The organism is Empedobacter sp. R132-2, from assembly GCF_030324375.1.
In the GTDB taxonomy this organism is placed as follows: domain Bacteria; phylum Bacteroidota; class Bacteroidia; order Flavobacteriales; family Weeksellaceae; genus Empedobacter; species Empedobacter falsenii_B.
The window spans coordinates 1-24,242 of the sequence record NZ_JACAGG010000028.1; the positions used below are offsets into that span (position 1 = coordinate 1).

The 24,242-nt window shown below is 31.3% G+C and carries 19 protein-coding genes; 11 read left to right on the forward strand and 8 right to left on the reverse strand.

Features of this window, described 5'->3' with window-relative positions:
• The first annotated feature begins 186 nt into the window (after nt 1-186).
• Together HXZ69_RS11735 and HXZ69_RS11740 are read left to right on the forward strand one after the other, a co-directional pair.
• Nucleotides 187-1,485, forward strand: a complete 1,299-nt coding sequence (locus HXZ69_RS11735; protein ID WP_286496087.1) for a cation:proton antiporter — start codon at nt 187-189, stop codon at nt 1,483-1,485.
• Nucleotides 1,486-1,624: 139 nt separating this feature from the next.
• Nucleotides 1,625-3,019 carry an AAA family ATPase gene (locus HXZ69_RS11740; RefSeq protein WP_286496088.1) on the forward strand — a complete coding sequence of 465 codons (1,395 nt, stop codon included), beginning with the start codon at nt 1,625-1,627 and terminating at the stop codon, nt 3,017-3,019.
• A 58-nt stretch (nt 3,020-3,077) separates the two neighbouring features.
• On the opposite strand, the gene HXZ69_RS11745 is transcribed toward HXZ69_RS11740, so the two are convergent.
• From HXZ69_RS11745 to dnaN, 3 genes are read right to left on the reverse strand one after another with little or no spacing between them, the layout of a single operon-like run.
• Nucleotides 3,078-3,512, reverse strand: a complete 435-nt coding sequence (locus tag HXZ69_RS11745) for an META domain-containing protein (RefSeq protein WP_286487170.1) — start codon at nt 3,510-3,512, stop codon at nt 3,078-3,080.
• A gap of 13 nt (nt 3,513-3,525) precedes the next feature.
• Nucleotides 3,526-5,955 (reverse strand): phenylalanine--tRNA ligase subunit beta, encoded by a 2,430-nt coding sequence (gene pheT / locus HXZ69_RS11750; protein WP_286496089.1) that lies wholly within the window; start codon nt 5,953-5,955, stop codon nt 3,526-3,528.
• Between the two features lie 36 nt (nt 5,956-5,991).
• On the reverse strand, nt 5,992-7,110 hold the full coding sequence (gene dnaN / locus HXZ69_RS11755) for a DNA polymerase III subunit beta (RefSeq protein WP_038337242.1): 1,119 nt from the start codon (nt 7,108-7,110) through the stop codon (nt 5,992-5,994).
• Nucleotides 7,111-7,378: 268 nt separating this feature from the next.
• Here dnaN and HXZ69_RS11760 point away from each other — a divergent pair, with 268 nt between their 5' ends.
• From HXZ69_RS11760 to HXZ69_RS11780, 5 genes are all read left to right on the forward strand, one after another.
• Complete coding sequence (locus tag HXZ69_RS11760) at nt 7,379-7,657, forward strand: GNAT family N-acetyltransferase (RefSeq protein ID WP_038337243.1); 279 nt, start codon at nt 7,379-7,381, stop codon at nt 7,655-7,657.
• 6 nt (nt 7,658-7,663) lie between these two features.
• A complete protein-coding gene (locus HXZ69_RS11765) occupies nt 7,664-8,290 on the forward strand; it encodes a carbonic anhydrase (RefSeq protein WP_038337245.1) in 627 nt (208 codons plus the stop codon).
• Between the two features lie 63 nt (nt 8,291-8,353).
• On the forward strand, nt 8,354-11,179 hold the full coding sequence (locus HXZ69_RS11770; protein ID WP_286496090.1) for a hypothetical protein: 2,826 nt from the start codon (nt 8,354-8,356) through the stop codon (nt 11,177-11,179).
• A gap of 4 nt (nt 11,180-11,183) precedes the next feature.
• Complete coding sequence (locus tag HXZ69_RS11775) at nt 11,184-11,933, forward strand: SDR family NAD(P)-dependent oxidoreductase (RefSeq protein WP_219034947.1); 750 nt, start codon at nt 11,184-11,186, stop codon at nt 11,931-11,933.
• Nucleotides 11,934-11,950: 17 nt separating this feature from the next.
• Entirely contained in the window at nt 11,951-12,127 is a 177-nt protein-coding gene (locus HXZ69_RS11780) for a hypothetical protein (RefSeq protein WP_286496092.1), read from the forward strand.
• Nucleotides 12,128-12,155: 28 nt separating this feature from the next.
• Here HXZ69_RS11780 and HXZ69_RS11785 read toward each other — a convergent pair whose 3' ends face one another.
• Together HXZ69_RS11785 and HXZ69_RS11790 are read right to left on the reverse strand one after the other, a co-directional pair.
• Complete coding sequence (locus tag HXZ69_RS11785; RefSeq protein WP_286496093.1) at nt 12,156-12,614, reverse strand: GNAT family N-acetyltransferase; 459 nt, start codon at nt 12,612-12,614, stop codon at nt 12,156-12,158.
• Nucleotides 12,615-12,663: 49 nt separating this feature from the next.
• Nucleotides 12,664-15,030 (reverse strand): outer membrane beta-barrel family protein, encoded by a 2,367-nt coding sequence (locus HXZ69_RS11790; protein ID WP_286496095.1) that lies wholly within the window; start codon nt 15,028-15,030, stop codon nt 12,664-12,666.
• 122 nt (nt 15,031-15,152) lie between these two features.
• Here HXZ69_RS11790 and HXZ69_RS11795 point away from each other — a divergent pair, with 122 nt between their 5' ends.
• Nucleotides 15,153-16,475 (forward strand): sensor histidine kinase, encoded by a 1,323-nt coding sequence (locus HXZ69_RS11795; RefSeq protein ID WP_125350246.1) that lies wholly within the window; start codon nt 15,153-15,155, stop codon nt 16,473-16,475.
• Nucleotides 16,465-17,142: a response regulator transcription factor gene (locus HXZ69_RS11800; RefSeq protein ID WP_125350247.1), complete on the forward strand. Its 678-nt coding sequence runs from the start codon at nt 16,465-16,467 to the stop codon at nt 17,140-17,142. Before HXZ69_RS11795 ends, HXZ69_RS11800 begins: the two co-directional genes overlap by 11 nt.
• Before the next feature lie 89 nt (nt 17,143-17,231).
• On the opposite strand, the gene gdhA is transcribed toward HXZ69_RS11800, so the two are convergent.
• Both gdhA and HXZ69_RS11810 read right to left on the reverse strand, forming a co-directional pair.
• A complete protein-coding gene (gdhA, locus tag HXZ69_RS11805; RefSeq protein ID WP_221854634.1) occupies nt 17,232-18,581 on the reverse strand; it encodes an NADP-specific glutamate dehydrogenase in 1,350 nt (449 codons plus the stop codon).
• A 199-nt stretch (nt 18,582-18,780) separates the two neighbouring features.
• Nucleotides 18,781-19,371 (reverse strand): DUF937 domain-containing protein, encoded by a 591-nt coding sequence (locus HXZ69_RS11810; protein ID WP_180905983.1) that lies wholly within the window; start codon nt 19,369-19,371, stop codon nt 18,781-18,783.
• Nucleotides 19,372-19,475: 104 nt separating this feature from the next.
• On the opposite strand from HXZ69_RS11810, the gene HXZ69_RS11815 reads away from it, so the two are divergent.
• Both HXZ69_RS11815 and uvrA read left to right on the forward strand, forming a co-directional pair.
• Complete coding sequence (locus tag HXZ69_RS11815; protein WP_219034942.1) at nt 19,476-20,513, forward strand: GyrI-like domain-containing protein; 1,038 nt, start codon at nt 19,476-19,478, stop codon at nt 20,511-20,513.
• A gap of 86 nt (nt 20,514-20,599) precedes the next feature.
• Nucleotides 20,600-23,425, forward strand: a complete 2,826-nt coding sequence (gene uvrA / locus HXZ69_RS11820) for an excinuclease ABC subunit UvrA (protein ID WP_286496096.1) — start codon at nt 20,600-20,602, stop codon at nt 23,423-23,425.
• 46 nt (nt 23,426-23,471) lie between these two features.
• Here the strand turns inward: uvrA and HXZ69_RS11825 are convergent, their stop codons facing one another.
• The gene (locus HXZ69_RS11825) at nt 23,472-24,008 is read right to left on the reverse strand and encodes a hypothetical protein (RefSeq protein WP_286496097.1); all 537 of its coding nucleotides are present in this window, start codon (nt 24,006-24,008) and stop codon (nt 23,472-23,474) included.
• Nucleotides 24,009-24,242: the final 234 nt, after the last annotated feature.

Sequence of the window (24,242 nt, forward strand, 5' to 3'; positions counted from 1 at the left end):
GGGGAGTTATTATTGATCAATTTTTAATCCTATATCAAGAAAGGGTTAGACTCTAAAAAGTAGAACCTAACCCAAGCAGAATTTTATACTTACACAGTTTTTGGTACAGTGTCTTAATATAGAAAGAGCCACTTTATAGTGGCTCTTTTTTTGTAACTTTTTCCAAATTTTAATCAATCAATACCAATGGAACTATATTATTCTTTTTCGGTTCTAATTGTTCTTGCTGCATTATTTTCTTATGCAAACCTTCGATTCCTAAAATTACCTGGAACAATTGGAATTATGATTATCGCCATGTTAGTATCTATCGCTATCCGTTTATTGGGAGATAGCTATTTTCCTGATGCTACAAAAGACATGTTTCAACTCTTTAATAGTTTAGACTTCAATGAAATATTGATGGGCGCAATGCTTAATTTTCTGCTTTTTGCAGGCGCAATGCACGTTAATATTCTCGATTTGAAAAACTTGAGATGGACAATTGCTACTTATGCTACAATATCAGTAGTATTATCAGCATTTATTATATCAGTAATTTTATATTACATTGCGCCATATTTTGGTATTCAAATTCCGTATATCTATTGTTTATTGTTCGGAACATTAATTTCACCAACTGATCCAATCGTTGTATTAGGAATTTTGAAACAAGCAAAAGTTCCTAAAATTATTGAGACAAAAATTACAGGAGAGTCACTGTTTAATGATGGTGTGGCCGTTGTAATGTTCGCAGTAGTTTTACAAATAGCAACTAATCCAAGCTTTGATGCTGATTTTTCAAGTGTTTCAAAATTATTTTTAATGGAAGCCGGAGGCGGAATCTTACTTGGATTATTACTTGGATTTACAGCGTCTAATTCGATGAAAAAAATTGATGATTATAAAGTTTCAGCTTTAATTACATTGTCGATTGTAATGGGAGGATTTTTGATTGCAAAAGAACTTCATATTTCTAGTCCTTTAGCTATGGTTATCGCAGGTTTAATAATCGGAAATTATGGAAAGAAATTCGCAATGAGTAAAACAACTCAAGATTATTTAAACAAATTTTGGGAGCTTATTGATGAGGTAATGAATGCCATTTTATTCCTTTTTATAGGTTTCGAATTGTTGTTAATAGAAGATTTAATGGATCAAATTCTATTAGGAATTGCCACAATTTTTATAGTCCTATTATCTCGAACATTATCAATTGTTATTCCAGCTCGTACTATTTTAAGAAAAAACACTTTTTCTAAAGGTTCACTTATTGTCTTGGTTTGGGGAGGAATTCGTGGAGGAGTTTCAATTGCATTAGTTCTTTCGATGCCAAATTCGGAATGGAAAGATTTGTTATTAGAGATTACATACATCGTTGTTTTATTTTCAATCGTTATTCAAGGTTTAACTGTAGGTAAAGTGGCTCATCGTGTTCTAAAAGACGAATCTGATGAAGCAAATAAAGAAGAAATGGAAGATTATCTTAATTCATCTAAATTGTAAATAATTATAAAATATACAATTAAAAGGAACAAGCGCATCTATAGATGCGCTTGTTCCTTTAACAGAAGTTTAGAACTTAAAATGGTTTAGTTCACGAATTAATCTTTATTTTTAATAGAAATTAGAACAAGCCAACAGAATGAAATTAAAAGATTTATCTAATCAACTCGAAATATCTTTAGGAAGTTTACAGAATTTTATCAATGATTTTAATATTGATTTGAGTTTTTGTATTGACGAAAATTTTAATGTAACACAACAATTTATAACATTTTCGGAAGAGAATAAAGATTTCTTAAAAAGATATGCCGAAGATTATTCCAAAGAAAAAACAATAGAAGAAATCGCTAAAACAATTGGAGCGAAAGAAGAAGAAGTGCTTCATTTTTTTGTAACAAATGGAATTCCTGCCGAGGTTGCAAAGCAGATGAAAACGGGAGTGTCAAGTTATTTGATTCATTCTTACATTGGGGGAAAATATCCGTTTATAGAAAAAGCATTTCCGCAATGCGAAGATTTTTCTGGTAAAAGTTTAGTTGGTTATACCGATTTGTATTTTTATATGACTGATATGTTAGATCCATTTATTAGCAAAGATCAAGGAGAAAGTTGGGGAATCTCAAAACCTGCTGGCTTGATTTTGTATGGACCTCCAGGTAGTGGGAAAATATATTGGGCAAAGAAAATAGCGGATATGATTGGTTACGAATTTGTACATATTTTCAATGATTATTTAGTTGGGAATTTTGATAACAAAAAGAATAAATTCTCCGATTTTCTTTCAAAAAAGATGAATCAACCTAAAACATTATTGTTTATTGATTCGTTCGACGAAATATTACATTCTACTTCTGTAAATACCATTTATCCCGAAATGGTCGATTTGTTTTATTCCGTTCTTAGACATATTCAGAAAAATGATACGAAAGAACTTTTGATTGTTGGAGCTGTTGAATCTTTAGCAAATTTGAATGATGAAATCGTTGCACCTGGTCGTTTTGATTTACATATTCCTATTTTTCCTCCAACTTTTGACGAGCGCAAACAATTACTTTTACACCACATGACTGCAAATTTGGCGCAAGATTCTCCGTTATTATCAATTTTGAAAAATCAAAATGCGTTGAACAAAGATTTCTGGACGCCTTATGCGGCTGAAATGAGACTTTTTTCAAACACAATGATGATTGATTTTACACAATCGCTTAAAAAACGTTTGTACGCGTTGTATAGAAAAGATGAAACGAAAAATATTGTGATGACAGAAAAGGTGCTGTTTTCGGCTTTCCAAGAAGCAAAATCGAAATTAACGCCTGATTATTTAAAACATTGTGCAATTTTCTTAACAGAAGCCAAGCAAAATGTTGGACAAGATTTTCCGCATCGTCTGATTGAATTAAATGCTGATTTAGAGTTTTATTTATCATCAAAAGAAATTCCAATTACTAAAATTGGTTTCAAGCAAAGTGATGAAGCAATTTCTCCTACAGCTCAACAAGCAGTTGAAGAAAATAAAGAAGTCCAAAATAAATAATATAAACCACAAAAAAAGCGCTCGTAGAGCGCTTTTTGATTTTATAAATGATTAAAACTTACAAAGTTTTAAATGTTAATAACAAGATATTTCCTTTGTAAAGATGTAATTCTTTTCCAGAAACTTCGTAACGATTTACACTTTTCAACATCGATAAAAATGCTTTTTCTTCTTGCAAATTAGGACAAGCCATTTTAGTTTCAGAAAAATTAACAAAGCTTGTTACGCCGCTAACTTTTGTAAAAGCAGCATTGAAATTGTTGCAACCCGCAAAACCACTTACAGTCGAATTCGCTTCGTCAATAATCAACATTACGTCCTTATCGTACAAACCTTTTACTACGTTGTTATCGTTGATCAAATACCAATTTTGATTTGAAATCGAAACTTCCGATTTAGGTTTAATTTTAGCAGTACTTGCACTTGTAGAACAAGAAGTTGCTATAAAACTCATCAAAATAGTTGCTGAAAATAAAGTTACAATCTTTTTCATTTTTCGGAATATTTTATCTCAACTCAGCGTTGAATTTTTCTTGATACAATTTGATTAATTTATTCATTAAACCATCAATTTCTTGATCGCTTAATGTTTTATTTTCGTCTTGAATCATAAAACTTAAAGCATACGATTTTTTACCAGCTGGCAATTTATCTCCTTCGTAAACGTCGAATAAATTAACGGCTTTCAACAAATTCGTTTTCACTTCTTTTGTCGCTTTGTACAATTCTTCATATTTCACAGAAGAGTCAAGCAATAAAGCTAAATCTCTACGAGAACCTGGGAATTTAGAGATTTCTTTGTATTTCAAATCGTGTTTGTTTGCTAAAGCAACCATTGCATCCCAATTTAATTGAGCAAAGAAAACATCTTGATTAACGCCTAATTTTTTTGCTAATTTTTTGCTGATGATTCCAAGTTTTCCTAATGATTTTTGAGCAGAAACAAATTCAATTCCATCTAAGAAATTATCATCTTTTGCAGGTAACTCATCTGTAATTTGAATATCTAATCGAACAAAAATTTGTTTAATCAAACCTTTCAAATCAGCAAATGAAGCTTTACGTAAATTTCCTATCCACGATTCGCTATTAAAGTTTCCTGAAAGAACGATTCCTAAACATTTATTTTCTTCGTAAATACCATCAATTTTGCGGTAAATTTTCCCAAATTCGAATAATTTAACATCCGAATTACGACGGTTGATATTAAACGCAACATTTTCTAATAAACCATTCAACAAAGTGCGGCGCATTACAGCTAAATCAGCTGAAAGTGGATTTAACATGGCAACACTTTCTCCTTCTGGATAAAAGAAAACTTGTTCGTATTCTTTTTTCGTTAACGAGTTATTCATCGCTTCATTGAATCCGAAAGAAATCAATTGACGCGCAATAAAATCTTCGATTTTATCTGGACTAACTTTTTGATTTGGAACATAAGAAAACGAGAATTTTGAAGGAATTTCGATATTATCGTATCCATAAATTCTTAAAATATCTTCAATCAAATCCACATCACGTTGTACATCTACACGATAAGCTGGAACTTCTAAATCTAAAATTCCATCATTTTCTGACAAAATTTTAATTTCTAAATTTTCTAAAATCGATTTGATTTTATGTTCTGGAATTTCAACTCCTAATAATTCAACCACTTTGTGTAAACGTAATTTTACATTGAAGTTTTGAATTGGATTTTCATAAATATCATCAATATTAGATGCAATTTCAGCACCAGCAATTTCAACTAACATCATCGTAGCTTTTTTCAACGCGTCGATAGTTATGTTAGGATCAATTCCACGTTCAAAGCGGAAAGAAGCATCCGTATTTAATGCATGTGCTTTCGCTCCTTTACGAATTGTTACTGGCTCGAAATATGCTGATTCTAAGAAAATAGTTGTCGTTGCATCCGAAACTCCAGAATCTTTTCCTCCGAAAACTCCAGCAATACACATTGGATTATTCTCGTTGCAAATCATCAATTCATGTCCTTTTAATGTACGTTCAACGCCATCTAAAGTTGTGAATTTTGTTCCTTCTGCTAATTTCTGAACGATTACTTTATTTCCTTCAATTTTAGCTGCATCAAAAGCATGTAAAGGCTGACCTAAATCGTGTAAAATATAATTGGTAATATCAACCACATTATTAATTGGCGATAATCCTATAACTTTTAAACGATTTTTTAACCAATCTGGCGACTCAGCAACTTTTACATTTTTTAAGTAAATACCTGCATAACGAGGCGCTGCTTCTGTATCTTTAACCTCGATAGAAATAGGATTTTTTCCGAAATCTGTCGTAGGATAATTTGATACATCATATGTTTTGAATGTTGACGCGATATCACGAGTTTTAAGGGCCGTATGTAAATCACGCGCTACACCAAAATGTGACATTGCATCCGCACGATTTGGCGTTAAACCAATTTCGATTTCGTGGTCAACTTCATCATTTTTTCCGAAAAGGTCGAACGTAGAAGTTCCAGGTTTTAAATCTTCTGGTAAAACCAAAATACCAGAATGATCTGTACCAATTCCTAATTCTACTTCAGAACAAATCATTCCGAAAGATTCTTCACCACGAATTTTTGCCTTCTTGATTTTAAATTCACCATCTGGTGAAGGTAAAACCGTTCCGACAGTTGCCACAGGTACATTTTGACCTTCCACAACATTAGGAGCACCACAAACAATTTGTGTTTCTTTTCCGTCTCCTAAATCTATTTTAGTAACTTTTAATTTATCTGCATTTGGATGAGGTACAGCCGATAAAACTTTACCCACTAATACGGTTTCCAAATAATTTTTAGCTCCACCTACTTGCTCTACACCTTCTACTTCAAGACCTGTACTTGTAAGTGTAGCAGACACTTCATCAAGTGTGATATCTGTATCAATGTAGGTTTTTAGCCAATTGTATGAAATTTTCATTGTATTGTATAAATGAATTTTATGTATTCTTTTTGATTATGCGTTTAACATAACTGGCATAACTAACATTAAGATTTCTTCGCCATCTTCAAGTCCATCAACTGGTTTGATGATTCCTGCACGATTTGGCTCAGACATTTCCAATGTTATTTCTTCTGATTGTAAATTGTTCAACATTTCGATTAAGAAACGAGAATTGAAACCGATTTGTAAGTCTGTTCCATTGTAATCACAAGGAAGTCTTTCTTCTGCTTTGTTTGCAAAATCGATATCTTCAGCAGAAATTGTCAATGAATTTCCAACTAATTTTAATCGAACTTGGTTTGTTGTTTTGTTAGAGAAAATTGCCACACGTTTCAAAGATGTTAAGAATAAGTTTCTATTAATCGTTAATACATTTGGATTTTCTTTTGGAATTACCGCTTCATAATTAGGATATTTACCATCAATCAAACGACAAGTTAACACGATATTTTGGAATGAAAAACGTGTATTTGTATTGTTATACTCGATTGTTACATCGTCATTATTTCCTCCTAAAATATTTTTCAATAAGTTAAGTGGTTTTTTCGGCATAATATATTCAGCAGCTTGTAAATTGTCTAAGCCGTTGCGTGTATATTTTACCAAACGATGCGCATCTGTAGCAACAAAACGGAAAATATCTGCATTTGCTTGGAAGAAAACTCCTGTCATAATAGGACGTAATTCGTCGTTTCCTGTCGCAAAAATAGTTTTGATAATTGCCTCTGATAAAATGCTTGCGCTAAGAGTTGTAGAGCTTGCGTCTTCGATATCTGGCGTTTGAGGATATTCGTTTGCGTCTTCAAATGCTAACTGATAATTTCCTTGTTCTGAAACAATTTCCAACGTATTTCCTTCTTTTTGGATAAAAGTAAGCGGTTGCGCTGGGAAAGTTTTCAACGTGTCAGTTAAGATTTTTGATGGAATTGCAATTTTTCCATTATCATTAGACTCAACTTCTAAAGTTGTTGAAATTGTTGTTTCTAAATCAGAACCAGTGATAGTTAATTGGCTACCATCCAATTCGAATAAAAAATTATCAAGGATTGGTAAAGTATTATTAGAGTTAATAACTCCTCCGATTAAGTTAACATTTTTTAATAACGTGTTGCTCGATACAATAAATTTCATATGAAGAATATTTCCTTAAAATATCTAACAAATGTAATAAATAATCAAGTAAAAAACTCAAACCTATACATTAAATATTATATAGAATGGTTTGTTGTTGAGTATCAAACAGAAAGATGATTGTAAATTGATTGTTATGATTTGTTTAAATTTTCTTTGAATTAAAAACTTTTCACCCGTAAATTTGTCTTGTATATCGAGACTTTTAACAAATCTTTTTGACCAAATTTCATCCAAAAAGATTAATTTGAATTTAAAATAATATTCTATGAAAATTGAATTGAATTTAGAAGGAAAAAATGGCGTTTTTATACTTCTTGATGAGAATAATAAAGAAGTTGGCGAATTAACTTTTATGCTGAAAGAAGAACAAATGTTGATTAATCATACAGGTGTTAATCCCGAATTGAGAGGGCAAGGTTTGGCAGAAAAGTTAGTGTTAGAAGCTGTAGATTACGCAAGAAAAAATCAGTTGAAAATCATACCATTTTGTAGTTATGTGAGCGTTTATGTTGGTAAACATCCAGAAGTGCAAGATGTAATTTAGAAAATTATGAATTTAGAAAAAGTTTTTGAACACAACCAAGAGTGGGTAAATAAACGTTTAGGACAAGACGAGCAATATTTTGATAAGCTTTCGGCTGGTCAAAACCCAGAAGTGCTTTACATTGGTTGTTCAGATAGTCGTGTGACGGCAGAAGAGTTGTTGGGAGCGGAGCCAGGAGAGGTTTTTGTACACCGCAATATAGCGAATATGGTAATCAGTTTGGATATGAATACCACTTCTGTTTTGGACTATGCGGTAGAACATCTAAAAGTGAAACATATTGTAGTTTGTGGACATTATAATTGTGGTGGGATTAAATCTGCAATGATTCCGAAAGATTTAGGAATTATGAATCCTTGGTTACGTAATATTCGTGATGTTTATCGTTTACATTCAGAAGAATTGAATGCAATCGAAAACGAAGGAATGCGTTACAACCGTTTGGTAGAGCTAAATGTACAAGAACAATGTGTAAATGTGGTAAAAAATCCTTTTGTGCAACGCGCAATGGAAAATGAATTGAAAGTACACGGTTGGGTGTTCGATTTGTTTACTGGAAAATTAATTGATTTGAATTTAAACTTCGATACAATCTTAGAAAATATCAAAGAAATTTACGATATCAACGAATAAATTTAACATTTTGTTATATTTGGTATAATAATTGTTTTTAACACTGTTAACCAAACTATATCAATGATTAACAACCGTTGGATAAAAAGAATCGGTATCGCTTTAATTTCTATTATTGCGGTACTTTTTATTTTAAGTTTTTACATCTCCTATTTTCTGAATGATCGACTTCCAAAAATCATTGCAGAAAAAAACGATACGGCCTATAATCTGACTTACGAAGATTTGAGTTTTTCCGTTTTTAATTCTTCACTATCATTAAAAAATGTCGAAGTTTCTCCAAAAGATTCTTTGTTGATAAAGGATTCGATTGACGCAACAGGAAAAGTCAAAGAAATAAATGTAGTTGGAATTAATTTTTTCAAGTTGATTACCAAAAAAGAAGTTGCGGCGCTTTCTATCAATATCAATAATCCTTCTGTAAATTATTATCTCAAAGAGAAAAAAGATTCGATCAAAAAAGATACAGCACAATCCAAAGTTGGGCAAAGTATAGATGTTTCCAATGTGAATATCAACAATGGCGAGTTTAATTTGTATTCTCAATCAGGAAAGAAACATATAGCAAATGTTTCTAATTTTTCGATCGATTTTGATGGCGTTCGTTTCAATGAGCGAACAGCGGACAAAAAAATTCCGTTCAGATATTCTGCTTTTGATATCAAATTAGATTCGATGTTTTTTGTGGTAAAAGATCAACAATTGATTAGAGCACGAAAAGTTCGTTTTAATGAAACTGATTTTGAGTTGGATAATTTCTTGATGAAACCGCTTAAAATGAACGGAAAAATGTACGTTCCAAACGATTCTGAAAATGATTTATTGGATATTGAATCACCACTTCTTTCGCTTTCTAAGATGGATTGGGGATTTACTTCAGAAGATAAATTATATTTTAAAACAGATTTAATCAAATTCAAAAATCCAAAAATTACCATTATTTCTGCCAAACCTGAGAATAAAGTTGAGAAACAATCAACTAAAAAAGTAAGCATAAAAACGGAAGATGCGGAGTTAATTAATATCAAAAAATTACAAATAGAAAATGGTAAAATTCGTTCACTCTTCTCGAATGCAAAAACGGTAAAATATGCAATAAATAATGTGTCGTTAAATATCGAAGGAATAAAAATGAATGCGTTGACGCGAACAAATGATATTCCGATTGATTATAAAACTTTCCGTATTAAGTTGGATTCGATGTATTATCGATTGAATGAAATGCACACGTTAACAGCATCTAATTTTGATTTGACAGAAAAGAAATTGATTCTGAAAAATTTCAAAATGAAACCATTAATTTCAAAAAATCAATTTAATCGAAATTATACAAAATCAAACACATTATTAGATGTCGAAGCACCAATTTTGACGTTAAATAATAACAGTTGGGGAATAAAAAATGGTGATTTCTATTTTCATACAAATTCAATCAAATTGGATGAGGTAAATGTGAAAATCATTGATCAAAAGAATGAAAAAGTTATTGCGAAGAAAGTTGAAAATGTAACAGAAAAGTTCTTGATTAATTTTAATCTTGGAATTGATACGATTCAAATCAAGCAATCGCGTTTTATTGCTTCACAAAAATTTGATTTCAATAATGTTAATTTGAAGGTTTTAGGATTGAAAAATGATTATGGGAAAGAACTTCATGTTAATCATGTTATTTTCAAAAATCCAAAATTTACGATTTATGGACAACCAAGACGAGTGGCGCAGCGCGAAGGAAAAACCTCAAAAGAGTTTAATGATGTTATAAAAGTTGATAAAATTTCGTTGGTAAATGGACATTTAGATGTGGTTCCTTATAAACAAAAAACGCCGAATTTAACATTGAAGCAAATTCAGTTAGCGTTTAATCAAATCAATGTTGATCCAAAAACAATTCAAGAAGCAATACCATTTTCGTATAAATCTGTGTTGTTAAAATCTTCAGGAATTGATTTCGATTTAGGAAAAACGTATAAGATGAATACTGGAGCTTTGCAATTTCAGAATGGAAACTTGACGTTGAATCAATTAAAATTAACGCCAAAACTTTCTCGAAAAGCGTATACAGCTTCATTGAAAAAACAAGCCGATTTATATACAGTTTCTGTCGAGCAATTACAAGGAAATGGAATTCAGTGGGGAATTTCTCCATCCAAAGATTTCTTTTTGAAAGCGAATCAAATAAAATTGAACCAGCTTTATGCAAATATTTATAGAAGTTTGGTTCCACCTGATGACACAAAACGTAAAACAATGTTTTCACAAAAATTACGTGAAATGAAATTTGATTTAGGTGTGAAGCAATTGCAATTGGTCAACTCTAAATTAGAATATGAAGAGGAAACGGCTAAAAGTATCGGAACAGGAAAATTGACGTTTTCGTCGATAAATGCAACGGTTAAAAATGTCAATTCGGGTTATCGTAAAATATCTTTACCAGACGTTGATGTTGATTGGCATTCAGAATTTATGAATGGAGATTTGCGCGCAAATTGGACATTTAATCCAATGAATCGTTCTGAGAAATTTAATATCAATGGTTCAATTTCAAAACTTCCTGCAAAAAATCTTGATCCTTTTGTGAAACCGTATCTTAAGGTTTCTGTAGACGGATTTTTTAATCAAATAAAATTTAATTTTGATGGAAATGATAAAGTCGCTGGTGGAAATTTTGGAATAGATTATCAAAATTTGAAAGTGAATGTTTTGCGTGATGATGGTTCGAAAAGGAAACTATTATCAGCAGTTGGAAATGCAGCGGTAAAGAATGATTCTCGTGGAAAAATGAAAGAAGAAAAAGTAGAAAATATCGAACGAAAACAGGATAAATCATTTTTTAATTTCTTTTTAGCTTGTATCTTAGACGGTCTTAAAAAAGCACTTTTAATTATTTAAGAAAATGAAAAGAACAGTCTTCATAACCGGAGCAACATCTGGCATAGGAATGGCGACAGCAAAGAAATTAGCACCAAATTATCGTTTAATTTTGTGTGGGCGTCGTCAAGAACGATTAGATGAAATTCAGGCAGAATTGAGTCAAATTACGGAAGTTAAAACCATTCAATTTGATGTTCGAGACAAGGAAGCTGTTTTTAATGCAGTAGAAAGTTTAGAAAATGAGTGGAAAAATATTGATGTTTTAATCAATAATGCGGGAAATGCGCACGGATTAGCACCTTTTGATACAGCTGATTTGGAGGATTTGGAAGCAATGATTGATATCAATGTAAAAGGATTAATTTACGTTTCGAAAGCAATTATTCCAATTCTTAAACAATCATCAAATGCTCATATCATCAACCTTTCTTCGATTGCGGGAAAAGAAGTTTATCCAAATGGAGGAACATATTGTGCGTCGAAAGCGGCGGTAGAATCGTTAAGCAAAGGAATGCGTTATGATTTGTTACCTTACGGAATCAAAGTTTCCAATATTGCGCCAGGAGCGGTAGAAACAGAATTTTCTTTGGTTCGTTTCAAAGGAAATCAAGAACTTTCGGATAATGTATACAAAGGTTTTGAACCATTGGCTGGAGAGGATATTGCAAATGCAATAGAGTATTTGTTGCAACAACCAGAACATGTACAAATTGCTGATGTTACAATTTTTCCAAAAGCGCAAGCTGGAGGAACTGTTTTCTTGAAAAAATAATCTATTTCGAAAAATTGATGTCGATAAATAAGGACGGAAGTAAAATTCGCTTTTTAACGGAAAATGCAAATGCGAAAGTTTTTAAAAATGTGTTGATGAGTATTAACAGCGATGATCAACAAATGTACATGATTATGGATGGTGAAATTACGGCATCCGAAATGAACAAAATGGTAAAAGAATCTAATAAATAATAAAAAAGCTGAGCATCGCTCAGCTTTTCTATTTCAATATTTTTTCATAACAAACACTTTCTTCGATGTCTTTGTATTGATCGTAATTTTCGATTCTTGTGTAATCACATCGTTCATACAACGCGATTGCTTCGGGTTGTTTCAATCCGGTTTCCAAAATACATCGTTCATAATTTAATTCGATTGCCCAATTTTCTAACTCATTCAGAACTTTAGCTGCAATTCTATTTCCTCTAAAATCAGGATTTACATACATTCTTTTCACTTCCATCGTTGTATCATAATAATGTTTTATAGCGCCACAACCAACAGGATTTTCGTTTAAATAGGCGATAGCAACGTGATTTATTTTGTCAACTTTATTGTATTGCGAAAAGAAAGAATGAAATTCGCCATTTCTTATCGCTAAATCTTTATCTAATTCTGTTACCAATTCTTGAAAATCTTTGTTAGAAGAATTTGTTCGAATGATTTTTACTGAATTCATTTTATTGCTTTTCCTCAAATTTAATAAAACTTAAGTTTTTTTTGTAACGCTAAATTCTATTTTGTTCTGCAGTTTTTTCCGCTTGTTTCGCTTCTTTTACTTTCTGGTTTCCGAAATTGTATTTCAAATTCAACATAAAATATTGTGTATCGCGATAATCTTTGAAATATTGATTTTGGTTTGCGTATTTCGTAGAAATCGTATTGCGATCAGTTTTAAAAATATCATTGAAAACCAAACCAATTTCAAAACGTTTATCCCATATTTTTTTGTTTAAAATCAAATATGTATTTTGAGAAGAACTAATATCAAATGAAGCTTGAATAGCTGGGGAATTATAATGATATCCTGTCGAAATATTAAATGTTTTTGCTTTGTCTAAATCCAATTGAGTGCTTAAAGAAATATAATAAGTAAACACATCATTTTTGTATTGTTGTTGATCTGGTCCGAAAAAATAATTTTGATTATATTCCACAAATGTAAATAAATTCAGTTTCCACCACGATTTTAGATTAAAATTTTTCGAAAGATTTGCTCCAAAAGCTTCTCCATTTTTGATGTTTGTAAAATGATAAACTGTTTCGAAAGTTTCAGGATTTTGAATAGAAATTTCCATCGCTGGATTTTTCTCGTATCGATAATAGGCTTCAAAATTCCAATCTTTCAAAGTGTAAGATAAACTCAAATTGTGAATAATCGTAGAAATTGCATTGGCATCGCCCTGAAAATAAGAAAACAGATTGTAATATGATTTTGAAGGATTCAAGAAATTATAATCTGGTCGATCAATTCTTTTTCCATAATTCAAACCAATTTGTCCAGTATTTTCAAAATTATACATGACGTATAAAGTTGGAAAAAGATCGGTGTTTGTTCGTTTATTTTGGCTAATTGGATTATCAGAAATCGTATTTATAAGAGCTGTTTCAGATCTCAAACCAGCTTTTGCTTCCCATTTTTTCCATTTGTAATTTCCAGAAATATACAACGCAAAAATCTGTTCTTTGTAATCAAAAATATTACTTTTTTCGGGTTGATATTCGATTTGATTTTGAATCGACTCAAAGAAATCTAAATCATTATCATTCTTCACAAAACTATATTTCGCTCCCGCTTCCAAGCCGAAATTTTCATTAGTGAAACTATAATCAATTTGTGTAGAAAATAGATTCAATTTTTGAAGTGCAGCACTCAAAAAACGATTTTCTTCATAAGGTTTATCCTTGAAATTCAGTTTTGTTAAAACATCTTGATTTTCTTTGTAATAACGATGACTAAAATTGTTACTCCAAGTCAAATTATTTTTCGCAATTTTTTTGTCATAAACCAAATACGTATTAAAATTATTTGAAGCTTCGCGACGATGATTTTGTGTTTTATAAAATGATTCAAGTTGATTATTTGTTGTATTGTAAATATTTGTCGGAACGTTATAATTCCCAATTGAAGCAGGATTTCTAGAACCATTTATTCCAAACTGAAAATTCTGTAAACTATCAATTGAATATTGAGAAGCAAAGTTGTAAATATGTTGTTGTTTCGCAACTGTTCGACGAATCATGTCACTTTCCCAGCGTGTCTGATCTTTTTCATAAGTTGTTACATCAAAATTCTTGCGAACATATTTTCCATTCACAAAATAATAACTTCCTGTCAATTGCCATTTTTCTGTATTGTAAGATTGGGTAGTACCCAGCATTCCTTTGCTATAAATAGATTGATGATAACGTGTCGCAATTTGTCCTTTGTAACCAGAAAGCACATTTTTCTTCATTTTAATATTTATAATCGCGCTTCCAGAAGCTTCATATTTTGCAGGCGGATTGGTAATGACTTCAACCGAAGAAACTGTTGCACCATCAGTATTTTCCAACAATTGTTTCAAATCATCTTGGGACATTAATGTTTTTTTATCATTAATTGTGACTAAAATTTGCGTATTTCCTCTCACACTTAACTGTTCATTTTTTAGAAGAACATTTGGCGTGTTTTTCACGATATCCCAAGCACTTAAATTTTGCAAAGGCGTATTTTCGACATTAAATTCTATTCGATCAATTTTTCGTTTCAACAAAGGTTTTTGACTAGAAAAAACAACGTCTTTTAAGTTAATTGTTTCATCTTTTTGAAGCGTAATAATCAAAGAGTTTTCTGAGTTAGCTTGATATGTCTTTTCAAATTCTTGGTAACCAAATTCTTTAATGTAAATTGTAAATGATTGTGCTTGATGAAGCTCAAAATTAAATTCGCCATTTTCATTCGATTCAGCTACAATTGGATCTTGTGAAGGAATTTCAACTTCAATAGAACTATTTTTGATTGGTTGATTTTGCTCATCGATAATTTTTCCAGAAATAATTTGTGCAAAAATTAAATTTGGAAGTAGCAGAAAAAATGTTATTACTATTTTCATGGTTCAGATTTTTAACAAATCTCTTTCAAGTTTCGATTTTACTTGGTTAATGAACGGTTAACGATGAGTTAATGTGTAATTTATGTGCGAAAACAATGTATTTTTGAATTGATGGAAAGCTTATGAAATTATCTAAAAAACATTATACATTTATTTTCTCTTTTGCATTGATCGTTTTGGTTGCATTGCAAGGGTATTATATCTACAATTTGTATCGATTGATTGAGAAAGATATGAATAAAGAGGCGTGTGAAATTGGAGTTAAAGTGATGAATTTTATGTCAAAATATGAAACAGATTCTAATGATGATAAGATTTTAGATTATTTCAAAAAACTGAATCATGATGAAAAAAAACAGTTTGATGAATTACAAATAATTCGAACGAAAGTAGATTATAATTATGAGATTTATACGCCAATTGTAGATTCTCTATTAGACGTTTATTCTAAGGAAAATAATTTTGAAATAGCGCTTCGTACAGATGTTTATTCGGTTTATGATGAATTGAATCATAAAGAATTATTGCCAAAGAAAAAGTATGTGATTTACGAAACGACAAATAAAATTGCGAAACCAACTAATATTAATCAAAGTGTTTGGTCATCGGATGATATTAGTAATCAAACAGATTCTGATTTAGGAATTAATAAAAATGAACGTCATAAATATAAAATTAGAGGAAAGACAGATTTTGAATTACTGAATTTGAAATTTTTAATTCTCAAGAAAATTATTCCTTTAATCATTGTGAGTTTGTTGATTGTTGGATTAATTGTCTTTTTGTATTGGAAAAGTCTTAAAAATTTATCGAAACAAGAAGAAAAAATCAATCAATTACATTTGACAATAGACTCTATTGCGCATGAATTGAATACGCCAATTACGACGATGAAATTTGCTTTGCATCAAGTTCAACATCCAGAAACGCAACAAATGATGAACAGACAAATTAATCGTTTGGAGCAAACTGTTGATTCTATTTTTGTGAAAAATGACGAAAATTCTGAATTGTTAGATGAGGTTATTTTGAATGAAATTATCCAAAAGATTCAACTTCAATATCCAGAAATTAAACTTATTAATCAAAGTATTTTCGAGAAAAATAATGTACTGAAAACAAACGATTTTAAACAAATTGCTCAGAATTTAATTGAAAATTCAGTCAAATATGGAGCTACTGAAATTGTATTAGATTTTAAATTTCAAAAAAAAATAACATTGAATTTTTCGGATAATGGAATTGGAATTCCAACCAATGATTTGCCTCTTATTTTTGATAAATATTATCGTGTGAATCGTTCTATTAACCAAAATGTAAGCGGTTTGGGTGTTGGATTATTTTTGGTCAAGAATACAATCGAACGATATTTAGGAACAATTAACGTTCAGAATAATAAAGACAAAGGTGTTCAATTTTTAATCATTTTGCCGAATGAAAACTAAATTAATTTTAGTAGAAGATGATCAAGATTTGGGAACTGTTCTCAAACAATATCTAGAATTTTCTGATTTTGAAGTGACTTGGTTTGATCATCCACAAAAACTATTGAAGGAAATAGAATCGTTGGAATCAGCTCAATTAATCATTTTTGATGTCATGTTACCCGAAATTGATGGTTTTTCTTTGGCGAAAAAATTAGCCGAAACCATTACAATTCCATATTTATTTTTGACTGCTAAGGCGCAAAGTTTTGATCGTGTTTTAGGTTTGAAATTAGGTGCAGATGATTATATCACAAAACCTTGCGATCCTGAAGAATTGGTCTTGCGAATAAAAAATATTTTGAAACGAAATCAACCTGTTTTAGAAGAATTGATCAAAATTGGAGCTTATGTTTTTCTTCCAAATCAATTGCAATTATCTTATCAAGAAGAAAAATTTCAGTTAACAGAAAAAGAAGCAGAATTGTTGAGTTTCTTGATTCAGAATAATCAAAAATTAGTGAGTCGTAAAGAGATTTTAGAAAAAATTTGGGGTGAAAACGATTATTTTATGGGTAGAAGTTTGGATGTTTTTATGACACGTTTGCGCAAATATTTTCAGAACGACGAAATGATAAAATTTGAATCTGTTCGAGGTATTGGTTTTAAAATTAATTTTCCACTCTAAAAAAATAAAGCTGAACAGAAGTCCAGCTTTAATAACAAACAATTGAATTCTAAATTCAGTAAAGGGAACCGAATTTTATAAATGGATTTTTATATTCCTTGAGCAATCATAGCATCGGCAACTTTTACGAAACCAGCTATATTAGCGCCTTTGTAATAATTTATATTTTCTTGAAATTCACCTTTTCCATATTTTTTACATTGGTGATGAATTTTTATCATAATTTCTTTTAATCGATAATCTACTTTTTCTCTGTTCCAATTTTGACGGATCGAATTTTGAGACATTTCCAATCCAGAAGTTGCAACACCACCAGCATTCGCAGCTTTTCCAGGACCGTATAAAATTTGATGATCCAAAAAATAATGAACCGCTTCGGGAGTTGTTGGCATATTAGCACCTTCGGCAACCAATTTGCAACCATTGAGATGTAAAGTTTGCGCATCTTGTAAATCCAATTCGTTTTGTGTTGCACATGGCAAAGCTATATCACAAGGAACTTTCCAAGGATTTTGGTCGGAGAAAAATTTAGCGTTTGGATAATAATCAACATACTTTGAAATTCTATCGTAATCATCATTCTTAATTTTGAAAATGACATTTAGTTTTTCTGTATCAAAACCGTCTTCATCATAAATATATCCAGAAGAATCAGAAAGTGTAACCACTTTTGCGCCTAATTCCAGAGACTTTTCAGCAGCATATTGTGCAACATTTCCAGAGCCAGAAATAGAAACTGTTTTTCCTTTTAAGGTTTCTTTTTTTTCGGCTAACATACATTCTACAAAATATAATAAGCCGTAACCAGTAGCTTCAGGACGAATCAAAGAACCGCCATATTCTAATCCTTTTCCAGTTAAAACACCTGTAAATTCGTTTCGCATTCGTTTGTATTGACCAAATAAATAACCAATTTCTCGTCCTCCAACGCCAATATCACCAGCAGGAACATCGACATCTGCACCAATATGACGAGATAATTCGCTCATAAAAGATTGGCAGAAGCGCATAATTTCCATGTCCGATTTTCCTTTTGGATCAAAATCAGAACCACCTTTTCCGCCACCCATAGGTAAAGTTGTCAAGCTGTTTTTGAAAACTTGTTCAAAAGCTAAGAATTTAAGAATAGAAAGATTAACAGATGGATGAAAGCGCAAACCACCTTTATAAGGACCAATCGCAGAATTCATTTGTACACGATAACCTTTGTTGATTTGGATTTCGCCTTTATCATCAACCCAAGTTACTCTAAATTGAATAATACGTTCTGGTTCTGCAATTCTTTCAAGAATTTTGAACTTTTTGTATTTAGGGTTTTCTTCTACAAATGGTAAAATGGTTTCGGAAACTTCTTCAACTGCTTGTAAAAATTCTTTTTCGTTAGGGTTTTTTGATTTAATTCTTTGAATGAATTTTTCTGAGTAAAATAAAGTATCCATGCTATTTGTGTTTTATTGTTGATAAAATTATATTAAATAACAAATAAAATAATATATTTTTTAAATCAAACTTTTAATATTTATGAATTTGATAATTTCGAATACTTAGAATATATAGGTTGATAATTTTTGAAACAAAAAAAGCAGGAAAATTTCCTGCTTAATAAATTTTGTATTTTTATTCAGTTTAAGACAAGACTTATTTTTTGAAAAATCCACCCAATAAACTCATGGCATCTCCAATTCCTAATTGTCCATCACCATCCTGATCTAACAATTTTTCGAAACCTCCTAAATTTACTCCGCTTTGGTTTGTTTGAGTTGTAGAACCACCAACTAAACCGCCTAATAAACCAGCAATCCCATTTGAATCTAATCCAGCAGATTGTTTTTGTTTACCCAAGTAGCCCATTACAATTGGCGCAACTAACGCTAAAATTTGAGTAACTTGTGCTGTATTCAATCCAGATTGTTGAGAAATTGCAGATTCTACATTTTGTTGTTTATTTCCTAAAACGTGACCTAAAATTCCTAATCCATCTTGTTGGTTTCCTCCTTGACCTAAAAATCCAGAAAGATTATCCAAAATACTCCCGTCATGTTGATTCAAAGCATTCGAAATTCCTTCAGCACCTCCGCCTTGTGCATTTTTATTTAAAGCAGACAATAAAAAAGGTACAGCTGCTGCAACAGCAGTTTGAGCTTGAGATTCATTAATCCCTAATTGTTTTGCAGCAGAACCAACAATTTGTTGTCCCATTGCTCCTTGAATTAAATTAGTAAAGTCCATAAGTTTATATTATTTACTCAAATATACTATTTTTAAAAGATTAATTCAGATTAATATTAAGAGTCCTACAAAGTATTTCTATTTTTGTACAATCAATTTTGTAAATGAAACAAATAAATCTTTTTTTAGTAATCATTATTGCGGTTTTGGCTTTATTACCAATCGTTTTACCGAATCGTTTCGACGAAGAAATGCAATATGAATTTGATGCACCTGTTGGTTTGGTGTACGACGAATTTTATAATCTTCGTCAATTCTCGAAATGGCAACAATTTACAGCTTCGGATTCTTTGACAATCAAGAAATTTTCGAATACAAAAGAAGAGGACGAAAATTATATGATATGGGATTCAGAAGATGCTTCAATTGCTTCAGGAAAAGTAACGATTGAAAATTTTTCGATTAATCGTTTCGTTAATTATACGATAAAATATGATGGTTGGGAAAAATTAGATAGTTTGAATGTCAAATTTGAACAACAAGAAAATGGGAAAACAACTGCAAAATTGAATTATTTAAGTCAAGAAATTCCTTATTTCTACCGCTATTTTGCTTTTTTCAAAAATCCTGAATCTAAATTTGAAAAATCTTTGGATAACCTAAATCAAAAAGTGAAAGTTAGATTAGATAAGGATCAAAAAGAAGGACGATTGAATTATGGTGAATATCGAATTGTAGAATTAGGTCGAACAAATTTATTAGCGATTCGTAAACAATCAAGTTTAGCGGAAAAAGATATAATGGATAAAGTAGATGGTGCTTTTGAGGTGATTTATAAATCGTTAATGAATAAAGATGAAGGTGGTTTTGATTTCGATTTAGGTTTTCCATATGTCTACTTTACTGATTTTGATAAAGAAAAAGATAAGACAACATTTTTTGCTGGAATACAATTAATAGAAGATTTGCCTTTGCAAAAAGAGATGAAAAAAGTGGTTGTTCCTGGTGGAGATTATTTGTTGACATTGCATTTAGGACCTCGTTCTAAGCGTGCGCAAACAATCGAGAAAATGAAGAATTATGCAAAATCTAAAAAATTACAACTGGATACAAAACAATTAGAAATTATGTTAAACGATCCGAAGGAAACAGATAGTTTAAAACTAATTTCTCGAATTTATATTCCAATTAAAAAACAATAAATACTTAAGAATTAACAATTTTTAAAGTACACTTAGCCACAGTAATGTGGCTTTTTTTGTATTTTTGCAACTTCTTACAAACGAACATGGAAAAAGATTTTATTGAAGTTTACGGTGCACGTGAACATAATCTAAAAAATATTGATGTAAAGATTCCTCGAAACGAGCTTGTGGTAATCACGGGTTTAAGTGGAAGTGGGAAATCTTCGTTGGCTTTTGATACGATTTATGCAGAAGGACAACGTCGTTATATCGAAACTTTTTCGGCTTATGCACGTCAATTTTTGGGAGGTTTAGAACGTCCAGATGTTGATAAAATTGATGGTTTGTCGCCTGTTATTGCAATTGAGCAAAAAACGACCAATAAAAATCCGCGTTCCACTGTTGGTACAATTACAGAAATTTATGATTTTCTTCGTTTGTTGTATGCGCGTGCTTCTACGGCTTTTTCAGTCGAAACAAACGAACAAATGGTTGCTTACACAGAAGAGCAAATTATTGAGTTGATTCGAACACAATACAGCGAGAAGAAAATTGCGATTTTAGCGCCAATTGTACGTTCAAGAAAAGGTCATTATCGAGAAGTTTTTGTAACATATTCTAAAAAAGGTTTTCTTGAAATGCGCATTGATGGCAAGTTGCAAGATATTACGCCTGGAATGATGTTAGATCGTTACAAAACGCATGATATCGAATTGATGGTGGACAAAATGTTGTTGAATGATAAGGTGAATGATCAACGTTTGCGTTCAAGTATCGATCATGCAATGCAACAAGGTAATGGGATTACGATGATTTTGGATTACGAAACCAATGAAACGAAATTCTTTTCTCGTTCATTGATGTGTCCGTCGACAGGAATGTCATATGCGTTGCCAGAACCGAATACATTTTCGTTCAATTCACCAAAAGGTGCTTGTCCGACGTGTACAGGTTTAGGTGAGTTGAAAGTGGTAAATCACGAAAAATTATTTCAAGATAAAGATAAATCGTTGTTTGATAATTTGGAAGAATTATTTGAGACGTTAAAATCATCTTCTCGAATAGAAAAACAATTGGAAGCGATTTTTGTCAAACATAATGTAGACCAGAAAGTTGCTTTCAAAAAACTTCCTCAAGCATTGATTGATGATGTAATGAATGGTTTGAAAGAAACATTGAATCTTGATCTTAAATTTGCATCAGTTAAAAAAACATATAAAATCGATTTTGAAGGATTGAATGAATTTCTTTCTGAAATAATGGAAGATAAAAATAATCCGTCTTCAAGTTCGATTAGCAAAAAGTTTGGAAAGAAAGTTATTTGTCCAACTTGCGAAGGGAAACGTCTTAAAAAAGAATCACTTTTCTTTCGTATCGATGATAAAAATATTGGTGAAGTTGCGGAAATGGATCTTCAATCGTTGCAAAAATGGATTGAAAATGCACCAGTTTCGATGACGTCGAATCAACAACAAATTGCGCACGAGATTCTGAAAGAAATTTATACGCGTTTATCTTTTTTATTAGATGTCGGATTAGATTATTTAAGTCTTAATCGCTCTTCTAGAACACTTTCTGGAGGCGAGGCGCAACGAATTCGTTTGGCAACGCAAATTGGTTCTCAATTGGTGAATGTGTTGTATATTTTAGATGAGCCAAGTATTGGTTTGCATCAACGCGATAATGTCAGATTGATAGATTCGTTAAAGAAATTACGCGATATCGGAAATTCAGTTTTGGTTGTAGAACATGATAAAGACATGATTTTGGAATCAGATTATGTGGTTGATGTTGGACCAAAAGCAGGAAAAAATGGTGGTCAAATTGTTTGGGAAGGTGAACCAGAACAAATGTTAAAATCAAATACATTAACATCAAAATACTTAAACAATCAGTTACAAATCGAAGTTCCAAAAGAACGAAGAAAAGGTAATGGGAATGAATTAAAACTTTTTGGAGCATCTGGAAACAACCTGAAAAATGTAAATCTTACCATTCCTTTAGGAGAGTTGGTTGTAGTTTCGGGTGTTTCAGGTTCTGGAAAATCAACGTTGATTAATGAAACGTTGTACAGAATTCTGAATCAACATTTCTTTAGAGCAGAAAAAGATCCGATGCCTTACAAAAAAATCGAAGGTTTAGAACATTTGGATAAAGTAATCGAAGTGGATCAATCGCCAATTGGTCGTACTCCTCGTTCTAATCCTGCAACTTATACGGGAATTTTCTCTGATATTCGTACGTTGTTTACAAATTTACCTGAAGCGAAAATTAGAAGTTATAAACCGGGACGTTTTTCGTTTAATGTAAAAGGTGGACGTTGCGAAACTTGTCAAGGAGCAGGTTTGCGTGTAATTGAAATGAATTTTTTACCCGATATTCATGTCGAATGTGAAACATGTAATGGAAAACGATTTAACCGCGAAACGTTGGAGGTTCGCTACAAAGGAAAATCAATTTCAGATGTGTTAGAAATGACGGTAAATGAAGCGGTAGAATTCTTTGAAGCAATTCCGAAAATATTTCGTTATGTGAAAATGTTGCAAGATGTAGGTTTGGGTTACATCACGCTTGGGCAGCAGTCGACAACATTGAGTGGAGGAGAAGCGCAACGTGTGAAATTAGCAACAGAATTGGCTAAAAAACAGACAGGAAAAACAATTTATATTTTAGATGAACCGACAACAGGTTTGCATTTCGAAGATGTAAATGTGTTGATGAAAGTGATTAATAAAATTGTGGAATTTGGAAATACGGTTATCATTATCGAGCATAATTTAGATGTGATAAAGTTGGCTGATTATGTGATTGATATTGGTCCTGATGGTGGAGGTAAAGGAGGTAAAATTGTCGCCGAAGGAACACCAGAAGAAATTGCTAAAAATTCTAAAAGTGTGACAGGAAAATTTTTAAAAGACGAATTGAAATAAATATAAAAAAATCCATCTAAAAACTTTAGATGGATTTTTTTATCACTTATAATCCGATTGAAACGCCCATAAAAGGTTGTAATCCTGAAGAAAATATACTTTCGTTTTCTTTGTATAAAACATTGTACATCACACCAGCTTGAAATCTTACTGGTCCGCTCGATTGATATCCAGCTCCTAACCATAACGCAGATTCGTCTATGTCAGCCTCATAAATACTGTTGTAATATGGTGTGCGATCGTTGTATTTTTGTTTTCCTGTGTAGTACATATAATTGGCTCTCAAGAAAATATTTTCGATTGGAAAAAAGTTAATGTAAGGACCAACATTAAACAAATTTTGTTTTACATAATCATCTTTTGCATACTGATAACCAGCTGTCGCACCCAATTCTAAATTGTTTGCAACCATATAACCTACACTTGGAGAAATATTAAATCCAAAATAACTATTATTCCCAAAAGATAGTCCCAAACCACCACCGAAACGCCAATTATTATTAAGTGTTTGATTTTGATTTGTTTGAGAAAAAGAAGTGTTGCTTAGGGTTAAAGAAATGATAAATAAAAGAAACTTTTTCATAGAAATTTAATTAATTTTTAACTTTTCAAAATGGCTCTAATTGAAAAAACCACTATAAATTTGTCTAGTCAAAAATAATAATTCTGTTTTTAAGTAAACATCATTATTTATTTTAAGTTAATTCGAGTCGTTCATAGTTTTTAATTATAAAAGAATAGAAATAAGATTTAATAAATCTATAATTTATTCATTTTCTGGTTTTATATTTGCTTTAGTAAAGTTAATCAAATAGAC

Coding starts and splice junctions, on each gene's coding strand:
- HXZ69_RS11735 (WP_286496087.1), top strand. CDS start 187: ATGGAACTATATTATTCTTTTTCGGTTCTAATTGTTCTTGCTGCATTA.
- HXZ69_RS11810 (WP_180905983.1), bottom strand. CDS start 19,371: ATGGACTTTACTAATTTAATTCAAGGAGCAATGGGACAACAAATTGTT.
- HXZ69_RS11745 (WP_286487170.1), bottom strand. CDS start 3,512: ATGAAAAAGATTGTAACTTTATTTTCAGCAACTATTTTGATGAGTTTT.
- pheT (WP_286496089.1), bottom strand. CDS start 5,955: ATGAAAATTTCATACAATTGGCTAAAAACCTACATTGATACAGATATC.
- HXZ69_RS11800 (WP_125350247.1), top strand. CDS start 16,465: ATGAAAACTAAATTAATTTTAGTAGAAGATGATCAAGATTTGGGAACT.
- HXZ69_RS11740 (WP_286496088.1), top strand. CDS start 1,625: ATGAAATTAAAAGATTTATCTAATCAACTCGAAATATCTTTAGGAAGT.
- HXZ69_RS11770 (WP_286496090.1), top strand. CDS start 8,354: ATGATTAACAACCGTTGGATAAAAAGAATCGGTATCGCTTTAATTTCT.
- dnaN (WP_038337242.1), bottom strand. CDS start 7,110: ATGAAATTTATTGTATCGAGCAACACGTTATTAAAAAATGTTAACTTA.
- uvrA (WP_286496096.1), top strand. CDS start 20,600: ATGGAAAAAGATTTTATTGAAGTTTACGGTGCACGTGAACATAATCTA.
- HXZ69_RS11785 (WP_286496093.1), bottom strand. CDS start 12,614: ATGAATTCAGTAAAAATCATTCGAACAAATTCTTCTAACAAAGATTTT.
- HXZ69_RS11780 (WP_286496092.1), top strand. CDS start 11,951: ATGTCGATAAATAAGGACGGAAGTAAAATTCGCTTTTTAACGGAAAAT.
- HXZ69_RS11815 (WP_219034942.1), top strand. CDS start 19,476: ATGAAACAAATAAATCTTTTTTTAGTAATCATTATTGCGGTTTTGGCT.
- HXZ69_RS11775 (WP_219034947.1), top strand. CDS start 11,184: ATGAAAAGAACAGTCTTCATAACCGGAGCAACATCTGGCATAGGAATG.
- HXZ69_RS11790 (WP_286496095.1), bottom strand. CDS start 15,030: ATGAAAATAGTAATAACATTTTTTCTGCTACTTCCAAATTTAATTTTT.
- HXZ69_RS11825 (WP_286496097.1), bottom strand. CDS start 24,008: ATGAAAAAGTTTCTTTTATTTATCATTTCTTTAACCCTAAGCAACACT.
- HXZ69_RS11760 (WP_038337243.1), top strand. CDS start 7,379: ATGAAAATTGAATTGAATTTAGAAGGAAAAAATGGCGTTTTTATACTT.
- HXZ69_RS11765 (WP_038337245.1), top strand. CDS start 7,664: ATGAATTTAGAAAAAGTTTTTGAACACAACCAAGAGTGGGTAAATAAA.
- gdhA (WP_221854634.1), bottom strand. CDS start 18,581: ATGGATACTTTATTTTACTCAGAAAAATTCATTCAAAGAATTAAATCA.
- HXZ69_RS11795 (WP_125350246.1), top strand. CDS start 15,153: ATGAAATTATCTAAAAAACATTATACATTTATTTTCTCTTTTGCATTG.